The 11,751-nt window shown below is 65.8% G+C and carries 11 protein-coding genes; 6 read left to right on the top strand and 5 right to left on the bottom strand.

Annotated elements, in window-relative coordinates; translation table 11 throughout:
• Nucleotides 1-51: 51 nt before the first annotated feature.
• Nucleotides 52-582: an acetolactate synthase small subunit gene (gene ilvN, locus H8F24_RS13340; RefSeq protein ID WP_197169929.1), complete on the top strand. Its 531-nt coding sequence runs from the start codon at nt 52-54 to the stop codon at nt 580-582.
• A 16-nt stretch (nt 583-598) separates the two neighbouring features.
• On the opposite strand, the gene H8F24_RS13335 is transcribed toward ilvN, so the two are convergent.
• Nucleotides 599-1,441, bottom strand: coding sequence for a peptidylprolyl isomerase (locus H8F24_RS13335; protein ID WP_197169928.1), 843 nt, complete (start codon nt 1,439-1,441; stop codon nt 599-601).
• Nucleotides 1,442-1,478: 37 nt separating this feature from the next.
• A complete protein-coding gene (locus H8F24_RS13330) occupies nt 1,479-2,033 on the bottom strand; it encodes a photosystem I assembly protein Ycf4 (RefSeq protein ID WP_197169927.1) in 555 nt (184 codons plus the stop codon).
• 293 nt (nt 2,034-2,326) lie between these two features.
• On the opposite strand from H8F24_RS13330, the gene psbD reads away from it, so the two are divergent.
• From psbD to H8F24_RS13315, 3 genes are all read left to right on the top strand, one after another.
• Nucleotides 2,327-3,382, top strand: a complete 1,056-nt coding sequence (gene psbD, locus H8F24_RS13325; RefSeq protein ID WP_197169926.1) for a photosystem II D2 protein (photosystem q(a) protein) — start codon at nt 2,327-2,329, stop codon at nt 3,380-3,382.
• Nucleotides 3,366-4,754, top strand: a complete 1,389-nt coding sequence (gene psbC / locus H8F24_RS13320; RefSeq protein ID WP_197154551.1) for a photosystem II reaction center protein CP43 — start codon at nt 3,366-3,368, stop codon at nt 4,752-4,754. The genes psbD and psbC overlap by 17 nt, the downstream gene beginning before the upstream one ends.
• A gap of 379 nt (nt 4,755-5,133) precedes the next feature.
• Complete coding sequence (locus tag H8F24_RS13315) at nt 5,134-5,994, top strand: YcgJ family protein (RefSeq protein ID WP_197169925.1); 861 nt, start codon at nt 5,134-5,136, stop codon at nt 5,992-5,994.
• A 176-nt stretch (nt 5,995-6,170) separates the two neighbouring features.
• Here the strand turns inward: H8F24_RS13315 and H8F24_RS13310 are convergent, their stop codons facing one another.
• Both H8F24_RS13310 and H8F24_RS13305 read right to left on the bottom strand, forming a co-directional pair.
• Nucleotides 6,171-7,307, bottom strand: coding sequence for an IS5 family transposase (locus tag H8F24_RS13310; RefSeq protein ID WP_197153730.1), 1,137 nt, complete (start codon nt 7,305-7,307; stop codon nt 6,171-6,173).
• Between the two features lie 57 nt (nt 7,308-7,364).
• Nucleotides 7,365-8,027, bottom strand: a complete 663-nt coding sequence (locus H8F24_RS13305; protein ID WP_197154540.1) for a nucleoside triphosphate pyrophosphatase — start codon at nt 8,025-8,027, stop codon at nt 7,365-7,367.
• 157 nt (nt 8,028-8,184) lie between these two features.
• Here H8F24_RS13305 and H8F24_RS13300 point away from each other — a divergent pair, with 157 nt between their 5' ends.
• Nucleotides 8,185-8,595: an Npun_F0494 family protein gene (locus H8F24_RS13300; RefSeq protein WP_197169924.1), complete on the top strand. Its 411-nt coding sequence runs from the start codon at nt 8,185-8,187 to the stop codon at nt 8,593-8,595.
• Nucleotides 8,596-8,654: 59 nt separating this feature from the next.
• Nucleotides 8,655-10,166, top strand: a complete 1,512-nt coding sequence (locus tag H8F24_RS13295) for a cobyric acid synthase (RefSeq protein WP_197169923.1) — start codon at nt 8,655-8,657, stop codon at nt 10,164-10,166.
• Here the strand turns inward: H8F24_RS13295 and H8F24_RS13290 are convergent.
• Nucleotides 10,082-11,704: an apolipoprotein N-acyltransferase gene (locus tag H8F24_RS13290; protein WP_197169922.1), complete on the bottom strand. Its 1,623-nt coding sequence runs from the start codon at nt 11,702-11,704 to the stop codon at nt 10,082-10,084. The two genes, H8F24_RS13295 and H8F24_RS13290, sit on opposite strands and share 85 nt — an antisense overlap.
• Nucleotides 11,705-11,751: the final 47 nt, after the last annotated feature.

Genomic DNA, 11,751 nt, shown 5'->3' with positions numbered 1-11,751 from the left:
GAGGTGGACACGTAACTTGAGGCCAGCCTGCGGCCCTCGGCGCGCCCCGTGATGAAACACACCCTGTCGGTGTTGGTGGAAGACGAGTCCGGTGCGCTCAGCCGGATCTCCGGCCTGTTCGCCCGCCGGGGCTTCAACATCGAGAGCCTGGCGGTTGGACCCGCCGAAAAAAGTGGCGTCTCGCGTCTCACCATGGTGGTGGAGGGCGACAGCCGCACGGTGGAACAGATGACCAAGCAGCTCAACAAGCTGGTCAACGTGCTGGCCGTGACTGACCTCTCCACCATCCCATCGGTGGAGCGGGAACTGATGCTGCTCAAGGTGGCGGCCCCACCGGAGCAGCGCGCCGCCATCCTCGATCTGGTGCAGGTGTTCCGAGCCAACGTGATCGACGTGGGCGAAACCGCCCTCACCCTGGAAGTGGTGGGAGACCCGGGCAAGCTCGTGGCGATCGAGCAGATCCTCGAGACCTACGGCATTCTCGAAATCGCCCGCACCGGCAAGGTGGCCCTGGAGCGGGCCTCCGGCGTGAACACCGCCTACCTGAAAGTGACGGCCTCAGCCAAACGGGTGCCGGCCTGAGCATTCAGGCCCTCTCTCAGGGTTTGTCCGTCACCAGGGTGCCGCCCTCCACGAGCGTGGCTTTGACCAGCCGGTCGCCCTGCTGGATCTTGTCCACCACCTCCATCCCCTTCGTCACCCGACCGAACACCGCGTAGCGGCCATCCAGTTCCGGCAGGGCCTCCAGGGCCACATAGAACTGGGCGCTGGCGGAATTGGGGTCGTTGGAGCGGGCCATGGCCACGGCTCCTCGCTGGTGCACCAGGGCCAGCTGGCGCGTCAGGCTGGGGTTGGTGATCGGCTCGCCGTAGCGGGGTTCGGATTCGCCCTTGACCGTCAGCTCCAGGGGGATCAGCCTTGCCTCGCCGCTGCTGGGCTCGATGAAACTACCGGTGCCGTACTGGCTGGCCGGCACTTTCGGATTGGCGCTGAGCGGATCGCCCCCTTGCACCACGAAGGGCACGGGCTCCCGCACCACCCGGTGGAAGACGGTGTTGTTGTAGGTGCCCCGCTTCACCAGGTCCACGAAGTTGCCGGCGGTGAGGGGAGCGGCAGCGCCATCGAGGCTGATCTCCACCTCTCCCTTGGCGGTTTGCAGCCTCACCAGGGCAGTCCCACTCAGGCAAGCCGCACCCGAAACGCCGCAGCCCAGGGTCTGGGCGCGGGGCTCAGCGCCACAGGCCGACAGGACCCAGGGCAGCAGCACCAGCAGACCGGCGCAGAGGGAGCGACCCAGAACGCCCCTGAGGCGATCCCGCGTGCTGCCCTGCGGGCCACGGGTCACGACGGGGTGCCCCGATTCGGCAGCGAACCGATCACGGGAGAGAAGAACGGACGGATCAGCGGACGGATCCGAGCAGGGGGGGGAGAAATCCGGCATCAGCGAAGCAGCACAGCACAGGGGGTGGAAGCCTGGATCACTGCCCTTCGAGGGCTACCCCGAGGAAGCGGGCCAGCTGGGCACCCGACAATTCCAGGTCGGCCAGGGGGATGGGTTCACCCACGCGGGTGAGCGGCAGATCGCGTCGGCCCTGCACCTTCAGGGCCAGGCGGCGGCGGGGGTTGAGACCATCGCGCACATCGATCTTCACCGCCTGGATCTCCCGAAGAGGGATCTCGACGCGGATCATCTGGCGGAAACCGCGGCGCTCGATCGTGGCGGTGCCGGCACGGCGGTCGAAGCGGTTGACGCCAGCGCCCACGTCGATGCCGATCACCGACCAGAGGTAGGTGGCGAGCAACACGGCGGCGATGCCATACAGACCCATCACCAGACCCTGGGGCACCCACTCGAGCTCCGCCGGGTGGCCGATCGGCAGCAGGTCGATCCCCCAACGGCTGGAGGCACTGGTGAGCAGGAAACCAACACCGCCGGTGGTCACCACAGCCGCCACAAAAAGATTGGACAAACGCCTTGAGCCCAGCACCGGTTGCTCCAGCAGATCGGTGGGGCTGGTGACGGGGTTGGACATCGCGATGTGCGGGGCTTCGAAAGCCGCCATGCAGGAGCCAGGGTTCGGAGAGGCCATCTTGGCCCGCGGGCGGCAAGCCTGACGAACACGGTCTGCATCCGCCACACCGACGGACGCATGGGCCCAACCCCAGATCGAGATCGACCGAAAGCAGAAATACCTAGGCCCCTCAGAACCCTGCTCCGCCAAGGCATGTCAGCCCATTGCAGCCTGTCTCGCGCTGGCTGGGAACATTGTTACCATCGCCCGGTATCCCACACAGCTTCCGCGGGTTTCCCGCACCGTTTCTTCCCATGACGATTGCTGTTGGACGCGCGCCGCAGCGGGGATGGTTCGACGTCCTCGATGACTGGCTCAAGCGCGACCGCTTCGTATTCGTGGGGTGGTCCGGTCTGCTGCTGTTCCCCACCGCCTACCTGGCGCTGGGCGGCTGGCTCACCGGCACCACCTTCGCCACCTCCTGGTACACCCACGGCATCGCCAGCTCCTACCTGGAGGGCTGCAACTTCCTCACCGCCGCCGTCAGCACGCCCGCTGACGCCATGGGTCACAGCCTGCTGCTGCTCTGGGGCCCCGAGGCCCAAGGCGACTTCGTGCGCTGGATTCAGCTCGGTGGCCTCTGGCCGTTCGTGGCCCTGCACGGCGCCTTTGCCCTGATCGGCTTCATGCTGCGTCAGTTCGAGATCGCCCGTCTGGTGGGCATCCGTCCTTACAACGCCATCGCCTTCTCCGGTCCGATCGCGGTGTTCGTCAGTGTCTTCCTGATGTACCCGCTGGGCCAGAGCAGCTGGTTCTTCGCGCCCTCCTTCGGGGTGGCGGCGATCTTCCGCTTCCTGCTGTTCCTGCAGGGCTTCCACAACTGGACCCTGAATCCCTTCCACATGATGGGAGTGGCCGGCATCCTCGGCGGTGCTCTGCTCTGTGCCATCCACGGCGCCACGGTGGAGAACACCCTGTTTGAGGATTCCGAGCAGGCGAACACCTTCAAGGCGTTCGAGCCCACCCAGGAAGAGGAGACCTACTCGATGGTCACCGCCAACCGCTTCTGGAGCCAGATCTTCGGGATCGCCTTCTCCAACAAGCGCTGGCTGCACTTCTTCATGCTGTTCGTGCCGGTGATGGGTCTGTGGACCAGCAGCATCGGCATCATCGGCCTGGCCCTCAACCTGCGTGCCTACGACTTCGTGTCGCAGGAGATCCGCGCCGCTGAGGACCCCGAATTCGAGACCTTCTACACGAAGAACATCCTTCTGAATGAAGGTCTGCGGGCCTGGATGGCCCCGGCCGACCAGCCGCACGAAAACTTCGTCTTCCCTGAAGAGGTTCTGCCCCGTGGTAACGCTCTCTAATCCCAACCTCAGTTCGGTCGGGGGCAAGGACCTCGATTCGACTGGTTACGCCTGGTGGGCGGGCAATGCCCGCCTGATCAACCTCTCCGGTCGCCTGCTCGGCGCCCATGTGGCCCACGCTGGCCTGATGGTGTTCTGGGCCGGCGCCATGATGCTCTTCGAGGTGAGTCACTTCACCTTCGACAAGCCCATGTACGAGCAGGGTCTGATCCTGTTCCCCCACGTCGCCACCCTTGGTTACGGCGTTGGTCCCGGCGGTGAAGTCACCGATCTCTACCCCTTCTTTGTGGTGGGGGTGCTGCACCTGATCAGCTCCGCCGTTCTTGGCCTGGGCGGCCTGTATCACGCCCTGCGTGGTCCGGAAATTCTGGAGAACTATTCCGCCTTCTTCTCCCAGGATTGGCGTGATAAGAACCAGATGACCAACATCATCGGCTACCACCTCATCCTTCTCGGTGTGGGCGCCCTGCTGCTGGTGTTCAAGGCCATGTTCTTCGGCGGTGTCTATGACACCTGGGCCCCCGGCGGTGGCGATGTACGCATCATCACCAACCCCACCCTCAGCCCTGGTGTGATCTTCGGTTATCTCACCCGAGCCCCCTTCGGCGGCGAGGGCTGGATCATCGGGGTCAACTCGATGGAAGACATCATCGGTGGCCACATCTGGATCGGTCTGATCTGCATCTTCGGTGGTATCTGGCACGTCATCACCAAGCCCTTCGGCTGGGTGCGTCGCGCCTTCATCTGGAATGGTGAGGCCTATCTCAGCTACAGCCTTGGCGCCCTGAGCTTCATGAGCTTCATCGCCTCGGCCTACATCTGGTTCAACAACACCGCCTATCCCTCCGAGTTCTACGGCCCCACCAACGCCGAGTCCTCCCAGGCCCAGAGCTTCACCTTCCTGGTTCGTGACCAGCGCCTCGGCGCCAACATCGGTTCGGCCATGGGCCCCACCGGTCTGGGTAAGTACCTGATGCGCTCCCCCACCGGCGAGATCATCTTCGGTGGTGAAACCATGCGCTTCTGGGACTTCCGCGGCCCCTGGCTGGAGCCCCTGCGTGGCCCGAACGGTCTGAGCCTCGACAAGCTGCAGAACGACATTCAGCCCTGGCAAGTGCGCCGCGCGGCTGAATACATGACCCACGCGCCGAACGCCTCCCTCAACTCCGTGGGCGGCATCATCACCGAGCCCAACTCGGTGAACTTCGTGAATATCCGCCAGTGGCTGGCCTCCACCCAATTCGTGCTGGCCTTCTTCTTCCTGGTGGGTCACCTCTGGCACGCCGGTCGCGCCCGCGCCGCTGCCGCCGGTTTCGAGAAGGGCATCGACCGTCAGGCCGAGCCCACCCTGTCGATGCCGGATCTCGACTGATTCAACCCAGGGCTTGCCCTGCGAATCAACCACGACTGGTGCCTGATCTGCCCTCACCTCGCGGTGGGGGTTTTTTATGGTTTCTGCGTCTGTGACTTCTTCCCAGATCCACAACCGCCGGATCAGCAGCCGGGAAGGATCAGATGAACAGGAATGAATAATCTCGGCGCCTGCCTGCCTACTGCACCGCGATTCGCAGCATGATTGCCAGGGACGTGCAAGAAGACGCCATCAACGCCATCAGAATAAACAGGAATAGTTGCACCTAAGACAAGAAATGACTGTCAAACCGTCTACAGTTGTTTTTAGGAACGCCTGTTCAAAGACAGAATTCACTCCACTGCCACCTCGACCCAGGCACGGCAGCGCAAGCCAACCGATGACTGCACAGCCCATCCGCCTCACCGCCATGCATCGCACCTCCAGTGTCTATCCGCTTCTGATTGCAGCCCTGGTCGCTCCGCTGATCGCCCTGGAGCCGGCCCATGCTGACACCAAGACGCTCGATCTCTCTCGCAACGGCTTTGTCTGTGATCGGAGCCAGAAAATCTGCTACGACAGCAGAGGACCCTCCACCGAGGCCACCCGCAACGAATTCGGCAGCAAAGCGGAGCGTGATCTTGTGAATCGGCTCTCCGGTAAGCCGCGCCAGGAGGAGATCCGATTCAGCACCGGAGCGGAGTGCGACCTGCGGCAGCAGATCTGCTGGGAAGATGGTCGCAAGCGAAAGAATGTGAGCCAGCAGCTCAACAAGCAGCTGTTCGGCAACAGCAGTGGTGGATCCACCCAAAGCTGGCGCAATCCGGCTGACGATACCGCCACTTGCCAACTGAGTGATCGGAACCGGCGCATCTTCAGCGGTCGATGCGATCTGCAACGGCGTGCCACCAGCAGTGGCACCTCCTATGTGGTGGATCTGCGAGACGGTCGCCGCTACACCTTCTACAACCGCATGGGCCGGCTGGTGATGAGTGATGCGACCGGAACCTATCCCGTGACCTACAGCACCCGCGGGCGTTCAACCGTCTTCCGCTGGGCCAATATGGAATTGGAGACCTACCGCAATGACAGTGGCAGCAATTCCAGTGGCCGCTATCCCGACAACCGCTATCAGGACAACCGTTACCCGAACAACAGTTATCCCGATAATCGCTACCCCAGCAACCAGTATCCTGGTTACGGCAATCCTTCCAGCGGTGGGTCGGGCTTGCAGAACCTGATCGAGAACCTGTTTCGCTAAGAGTTTGCTGAAAAACCAACCCACGAGCCAGTTTTCCACAGGCATCAGTGGATTTCCGGCTCAAAAAGACGGATCGGCGGCTATCAGAGCCGCAAACAGCCCGATTTCGGCATCGTTGGCCTCTCTGCAAGGCATTGGTTGAGGCCTATTGGGCACACCTCTGGACAACGGGCTGTTCATGCCGCCTCCATCGCGGGCTTGAGCAGGTTGCCCAGGCGGATCAGGTTGTAGGCGATCACATGCAGGCCAAACACGGCGCCGACCTTCTCGGTACCGCGCAGTTTGAACTGGCGCAGCCCTCCGAACGCCTTGATCCAACCAAACACCTTTTCGATCCCCCGGCGGGCGTTGATCGATTTGGAGTAGCCCACGTGACGGGTGGTGCGGCCATCAATGGCTGAGCCACCGCTGCGGGCCGTGTTCTGGGCCACGTGGGGCGTGACACCGATCCGCCGCATCTCAGCGACAAACCCTTTGGTGTCGTAGTTCTTGTCGGCGCCGACGGTCTTCTGGTGGGCACCGGTGAGGTCTGCTGCCATCTCTTTGGCGGCATCCCGCTCACCGGTGCCCGTGGCCTGGGTGACGCGGCAATCGACGATCAGGTCGTGGCGGTTGTCCATGAGGACATGGCCCCGATAGCTCAGCTGCGCTGGATGGGCATTCGATTTCCGGGCCAGCCGTGCCTCAGGATCGGTGCTGGAGCGGTGGGTCTCGTTGCTGAGCTTGATGCCGCGAAAGTCCCCTTTGGCGCGCTTCTTTCCCTCTTTGGGAGCACCGAATCCTTCGCCAGGACCTGTGGGCGGAGGCGGAGGATCCTCCTGGCCATCGATCCGCTCCAAGGAAGCGTGTGACGCCCAGGCCTGGAGCAACGTGCCGTCCACCGAAAAGTGCTCGTCACTGAGCAGCGGTTTGACCTCGGGTGCTCCCATCAGCTTCTCCAGGAACAGCCCCATGACGTCGTCAGTGAGGAGCCGATCACGATTCTTGGTGAATGTGGTCGGATGCCAGATCGCATCGTCAGGGCTCAAGCCCACAAACCAGCGGAACAGCAGGTTGTAGTGGACCTGCTCCAGCAGCAGCCTCTCGGAGCGGATGCCGTAGAACGCCTGCAACAACGAGGCCAGCAGCAGCTGCTCTGGCGGCACCGATGGTCTCCCTTCTGAGGCATACAACCTGCAGAAGGTGGGATTGAGTCGATCGAGGGCCTGATCCGCCAGCTTGCGAATCCGCCTGAGTGGATGGCTGGTCGGGATCCGCTCCTCGATCGAGACGTAGGAGAACAAGGAGCCGCTGCGCTCCTGCTGACCTCGCATCAAACCTGGGGCAGTTGCCCTATTTTCGCAGAGGCGGCGGGGTTTTTCAGCAAACTCCTAAGGACGCCTCAGCCAGTTGTTCAGCAGCGGCAGGCTCAGACCGATCACGTTGCTGAAGCAGCCTTGGATCTGCTCCACCAACAGCCCGCCACGACCCTCCAAGGCAAAGCCACCGGCACAACGCAGCGGTTCGCCGGTGGCGACATAGGCGGCGATCTCCGCCTCGTTCAAGCAGGCAAACTTCACGCGAGTGGTGACGGTGGCCAGCTGCACAGCCGCTGCCAGCACTGACGGTGGGGAAACGCAGGAATCAGTCGGAGGGTCAACGGGCTGGCTGGCCCCGCTGAGCCGAATCAGGCAATGGCCTGTATGCAACTCAGCCCAACCTCCGGCCATGCGGCGCCAGCGTTGGCAGGCCTCGTCTGCATCGACAGGCTTGCCATAGACGTCGCCATCCATGCTGAGCACGGAGTCGCAGCCCAGCACCGCCGAGGTCTTCATGGCCTCCGTTGCCTCCAGCACCGACGCAGGGTTGCGTGCATCTGGCAACTGAGCCAGCACCGCCTCGGCTTTCGCCTGGGCCAGCCTCTGGACCAGCTGTTCGGGATTGGGGTGATGAATCGCCTCCTCATCCACCCCACTCACCTGGACCCGATGGGGAATACAGGCCTGCTCCAGGAGGCGGCGGCGGGCAGGAGAGGCGGAGGCCAGCAACAACATGGGGCGCGGCGGAAAGGGCAGTGAGGATCAATCCGGTGCAGGCGATTCCGGTGCCGCGGCCAGGCGCGGGATCTCCAGGACGTCGTCCAATTGAATCAAAGACCCTGCGGATTCAAGGGTGTGGTCTGTGGGGAGGACAAGCGGCCACAATCGCCTGATGCATCCACAGCCGACGAACCACACGGCTCCTCAAGGAGACGACGAGGAACGCGACCAGCGCTCCTGGAAGCGAGCCGAGCGGGCCGTCTGCTCCCTCCCCTACCGGCATACGTTCTATGGCTTGGTCAGCGACCAGGCGATCAGCAGCGCCGGCTTCTGCCAGCGGACCGACCTCGATCGCCTCTTCCGGGGCAGGGTTGCTGCGCCCGACTCGGTCGAGAACGACTGGATCTGGTTGATCCGGCTCGGCGTCCTGCGGCGCGAGGTGGATGGGCAGGGCCTGACGGAGCGGGTCCGGCTGACCCCGATGGGACGCCAGCTGCTGGCCACCTGGACCGGAGAGATCCCGACAGCCACTCCCCTGCAACGCCTCCGGCACTGGGTCAGCCGGTACCGGCCACGGCGATGACCGAATGCGTCGATCCACGATCCAGCTGCCAACCTCCGTCAGCCTCCCTGCCGCCGCTGATGGTGCTGGGCACCAGCAGCGGGGCCGGCAAGTCGCTGATGACCGCCGCCCTCTGCCGGGTACTGAAGCGTCGCGGTGAAACGCCCGTGCCCTTCAAGGGGCAGAACATGAGCAACAACGCCTGGGTGGATCCGGCCGGCGGCGAGATGGCCTACTCCCAGGCCCTGCAGTCCTGGGCCGCGGGGCTGGAGCCCCTGGCGGCCATGAACCCGGTGTTGCTCAAGCCGCGGGGCGACAGCACCAGCGAGGTGATCCACCTGGGCCGCTCGGTGGGCACCGCCCGGGCCGAGCACTACTACCGCGATTGGTTCCGGCCCGGTTGGCGGGCGATCCGCCAGGGCCTGGCGGAGCTTCAGCAGCAGCACCCTGGCGGCCGGCTGGTGCTGGAGGGAGCCGGCAGCCCGGTGGAAGTGAACCTGCAGGCCCGCGATCTCACCAACCTGCGCCTGGCCCAGTTCCTGCGGGCCCGTTGCCTGCTGGTGGCCGACATCGAGCGTGGTGGTGTCTTCGCCCAGATCGTCGGCACCCTGGCATTGCTGCGTCCGGTGGAGCGCCCGCTGATCCGGGGTCTGTTGATCAATCGCTTCCGGGGACGCCGGGAGCTGTTCGATGCCGGTCGGAGCTGGCTGGAGGCCCAGACCGGGGTGCCCGTGCTGGGGGTGATGCCCTGGCTGGAGGAGCTGTTTCCACCGGAAGACTCGCTCGATCTGCTGGAGCGGCGCGGCCGCAAGAGCGGTGCCGAGCTGGAGATCGCCGTGCTGCGGCTGCCATCGCTGAGCAACTTCTCCGATCTCGATCCGCTCGAAGCCGAACCCAGCGTGCAGCTGCGCTGGGTTCGGCCCGGCGAGGCGCTCGGCCGGCCCGATGCCCTGATCCTGCCGGGCAGCAAGCAGACCCTGCGCGATCTGGCCGGCCTGCAGGCGGCTGGCCTGAGCGAGGAGATCGCCGCCTACCTGGCCGGCGGCGGCCAGGTGTTCGGCCTCTGCGGCGGGCTGCAGATGCTGGGCCAGCGGCTGCAGGATCCCGAGGGTCTCGAAGGCGCCACGCCAGGGGTCTCGACCAGCACACTGCCAGGCCTCGGCCTGTTGCCGCTGGCCACCACGTTCAGCCCCGCCAAGACCCTGCGCCAGCGCCTCAGCACCGCCCTCTGGCCACCGGGAGACCCGCTGCAGCTGGAGGGCTTCGAGCTGCACCACGGCCGCACGGAACTCCTGCAATCGGGCCCTGGCCCTGGCCCCTGCGCCCCCCTGGCGGCGGAGGCAGGGCTGGGCTGGTGGCGTTCGGCTGGTGAGCAGGGCGGCGAAGTGGCGGGCACCTACCTGCACGGCGTCTTCGAGAACGGACCCTGGCGGCGGCGCTGGCTGAACCAGCTGCGCCGGCGCCGCGGTCTTCCCCCCCTGAGCGAGCACCAGCCCCACCACGGCCGTCAGCGCGACGCGCTGCTGGATCGCCTCGCCGATGCCTTCGAAGCCCACGTGGACCTGGACCCGTTGCTCGGAACCACCCGGTAGCCAAGCGTGCCCCAGGCCCCTCCAGCCAGGGCGAGCCCCAGCAACGGCAGCTCCCCGAACCGGTCATAGGGGGTCATGGCGTCACGCGGCTCCAGGCCGAGCACCGTCGTGACCGGCCTGCCCGGGGGGAGGGCGGCGCGCAGACGACCGGAGCTGTCGACCACCAGGCTGGGTCCGGTGTTGGCCGCACTCACCAGCCAGCGACCTGTTTCCAGGGCCCGCAGCTGGGCCAGGGCCTGGAACTGGCCCTGGAGCTGGGCGGGGTAGGGGTCGAGATTGGCGCTGGCCAGCAGCCACTGTGCCCCGGCGGCCACCGCGGCTCGCTGACCGACACCGTCGGCGATCTCGTAGCAGATCGCCACCCCGATCGCCCCGCCGGGCCTCTCCAGCAGCCGCGACGGCGCCCCCGGTGTGATCCCCCCCACGGCCGAGAGGCCACTCCAGCGCCACAGGTGGGCCAGGGGGACCCATTCCCCCAGCGGCACGACCCGGGCCTTATCGATCCAGCCGCTGGGCCGAGCCTGATCGCCAGGCGCAAAGCGCAGCACGCTGCTGCGCACCTCCGCGTCCTGGCGACGAAAGCCGCCGCTGAGCACTTCGCTCGGTGCTGGATCAGGCAGGGGCTGATCCAGCGGCAGGGCACCCTCGGGCAACAGCAGCGCATCGATCGGCTCCCAGGCTGCCCCTGCCGCCACGGCCAGCTGTTGTGCTGCCGCCAGCCTCTGCAGCAGCTGCTGCTGCTGGGCTGCTTCGAATTTCTGCCGGGTGGGAATCGCCGGCTGGACCACCAGAAGCCGCTGACCATGGGCCGGTGCCGGCAATGCCGATGGGGACTGGGTGGCATTCGCTGCCTGGGCAGCTGGGGCCTGCTCGGAAGCCCGCAGCAGGGCGGCTCCCACACCATGCAGCAGAAGGACGGCCAGGAGCCAGCTCAGCAGCGCAGCGATCCCTTCAGACCAAAGGCGGCGGACCAACAGCAGCAGAACGCGCCACAGCAGCCAGGCGATCAGGAGCTGCAACGCCGCCACCAGGCCGGCGCCGCCGAGGCTCGCCCAGGCCGCCAGGGCGCGATCACCCGGCAGGGCTGAAGCCCCCAGGCCGATCCAGAAGAGCGGGCCGCGGGCCAGTTGCACCTCGGCCAGTCCCCACAGCGCCGCGGCGGTGATCGCGGCCGCGAGACCACCGGCTCCCCACCAGCCCTCCAGACGCATCAAGACAGCCAGCCACAGGGCCACCAGCAGGGCCCCAGCCAGGCCGCACAACCCCCAGAGCAGCAGGCTGAGGGGCAGGCTGAGGGGCACGGGCACCCCCACCCAGTCGAGGGGATGGAGCCAGAGCAGCCAGCGGTGGCTCACCAGCACCGCCGCCGCGCCCCAGGCCCAGCCGCCGCGCCAGCCAAGCGGCGAACGCGGCAGGGCCCAGAGCAGCGCCAGGGCCGGCCACAGCAGCCAGGGAGCTCCCCAGGGCGGCAGAGCCAACCCTGCCCCGGCACCGGCGACAGCCGCTCCGATCCACCAGCGACACCGGTCTGCTCCCATGGCGGTGGAGCCTAGGAACGGCCAATCTGTTCAGAACAAGAAAGCAG

It is taken from the genome of Synechococcus sp. CBW1002 (assembly GCF_015840915.1).
In the GTDB taxonomy this organism is placed as follows: Bacteria; Cyanobacteriota; Cyanobacteriia; order PCC-6307; family Cyanobiaceae; genus CBW1002.
The sequence above is the reverse complement of the archived record's forward strand: the minus strand, read 5'-3'. Positions and strand labels throughout refer to the sequence as shown.

Bases quoted from the DNA above. Each gene is read 5' to 3' on its own strand.
- psbD (WP_197169926.1), top strand. From the start codon at position 2,327: ATGACGATTGCTGTTGGACGCGCGCCGCAGCGGGGATGGTTCGACGTC.
- ilvN (WP_197169929.1), top strand. From the start codon at position 52: ATGAAACACACCCTGTCGGTGTTGGTGGAAGACGAGTCCGGTGCGCTC.
- H8F24_RS13330 (WP_197169927.1), bottom strand. From the start codon at position 2,033: ATGTCCAACCCCGTCACCAGCCCCACCGATCTGCTGGAGCAACCGGTG.
- H8F24_RS13290 (WP_197169922.1), bottom strand. From the start codon at position 11,704: ATGGGAGCAGACCGGTGTCGCTGGTGGATCGGAGCGGCTGTCGCCGGT.
- H8F24_RS13315 (WP_197169925.1), top strand. From the start codon at position 5,134: ATGACTGCACAGCCCATCCGCCTCACCGCCATGCATCGCACCTCCAGT.
- H8F24_RS13310 (WP_197153730.1), bottom strand. From the start codon at position 7,307: ATGCGAGGTCAGCAGGAGCGCAGCGGCTCCTTGTTCTCCTACGTCTCG.
- H8F24_RS13295 (WP_197169923.1), top strand. From the start codon at position 8,655: ATGGTGCTGGGCACCAGCAGCGGGGCCGGCAAGTCGCTGATGACCGCC.
- H8F24_RS13335 (WP_197169928.1), bottom strand. From the start codon at position 1,441: ATGCCGGATTTCTCCCCCCCCTGCTCGGATCCGTCCGCTGATCCGTCC.
- H8F24_RS13300 (WP_197169924.1), top strand. From the start codon at position 8,185: ATGCATCCACAGCCGACGAACCACACGGCTCCTCAAGGAGACGACGAG.
- H8F24_RS13305 (WP_197154540.1), bottom strand. From the start codon at position 8,027: ATGTTGTTGCTGGCCTCCGCCTCTCCTGCCCGCCGCCGCCTCCTGGAG.